This window comes from Peptoniphilus sp. (assembly GCF_022767005.1).
GTDB lineage: Bacteria > Bacillota > Clostridia > Tissierellales > Peptoniphilaceae > Peptoniphilus_A.
Window position 1 is genome coordinate 1 of record NZ_JALEOV010000109.1, and the last position, 1,181, is coordinate 1,181.

At 28.5% G+C, this 1,181-nt stretch carries 1 protein-coding gene; it reads left to right on the top strand.

Features of this window, described 5'->3' with window-relative positions; all coding sequences use genetic code 11:
• Positions 1 to 97: 97 nt before the first annotated feature.
• The gene (locus MR285_RS08310) at positions 98 to 1,180 is read left to right on the top strand and encodes an IS30 family transposase (RefSeq protein WP_293559855.1); all 1,083 of its coding nucleotides are present in this window, start codon (positions 98 to 100) and stop codon (positions 1,178 to 1,180) included.
• Position 1,181 lies beyond the last annotated feature (1 nt).

The following is a 1,181-nucleotide window of genomic DNA, read 5'->3' on the forward strand; positions in this document are numbered from 1 at the left end:
GGCTAATTGTATAATGAAATTGAACTAAAAAAATTCCATAGCTTATCACCTTTGGTATAATTGATTTACCACAAAACAAAACCAAAAGGTGATAACTATGGAATATAATAATACTACAACAAATTCAAGAAAAAATAAACATTTAAGCGATTTTGAAAGAGGACAAATTGAACTTCTACACAATAAAGGCTATTCTGCATACAGAATAGCAAAAGAACTCGGACGTGCTTCAAACACTATTAGAAATGAATTAAAGAGAGGAACAGTTTCTCAAATTAAAAATGAAAAAATGGTGCAAGTATATTATCCTGATACAGGGAAAACTGTATATGATATCAATAGAACAAATTCTAAAAAATCATATAAAGCATTAGAATGTAGTGCTTTCTTAGAATTTGTTTACGATAAATTTATAAATGAAAAATGGTCCTTAGATGCTTGCTGTGGATATGCCACTAGACATAATCTTTTTCCTAATAAAACTCTCTGTACAAAAACTTTATATAACTATGTAGAACTTGGATTATTAAAAATAAAGTCAATAGACCTACCATTAAAGGTAAGAAGAAAAACTTCAAATAAAAGAGTCAAAAGAAATAGAATGCAATTAGGTAAAAGCATAGAAGAAAGACCAAAAGAAATAGAAAGTAAAACAACATTCGAAAATCGGGAAATAGACACAGTAGTTCCAAAGAAAAATAAAGAAGAAGCCTCTTTAATCACTATAACAGAAAGAAAAACTAGAATGGAAATCATACTAAAAGTAGAATCCAAAAAATCTAAATTAGTTAATGCTAGTTTAGAAAACTTACTTGGCAAATTAGAGGATTCCACATCGATATTTAGAAGTATAACAAGTGATAATGGATTAGAATTTGCTAGTTTAACAGAACTAGAAAGAAAATATGTTGGTGATGTATATTATTGCCATCCTAATAACCCACAAGAAAGAGGAAGTAATGAAAAACACAATAGTCTAATAAGAAGATTCCTGCCAAAGGGGAAATCACTATTAGACTATTGTGAAGACCACTATATAAAAATAATGAATTGGATGAATAATTTACCAAGGAAAATCTTAAATTACCGAACACCTTTAGAGGTTTTTGTGGAAGAGTTGAATAATTTAGGACTTATTGATACTTTGGGAGAGTTAGTTCAATTTGATATTGCAATTTAGG

Excerpts from the sequence above, each read along its gene's own strand:
- MR285_RS08310 (WP_293559855.1), top strand. The coding sequence starts at position 98 with ATGGAATATAATAATACTACAACAAATTCAAGAAAAAATAAACATTTA.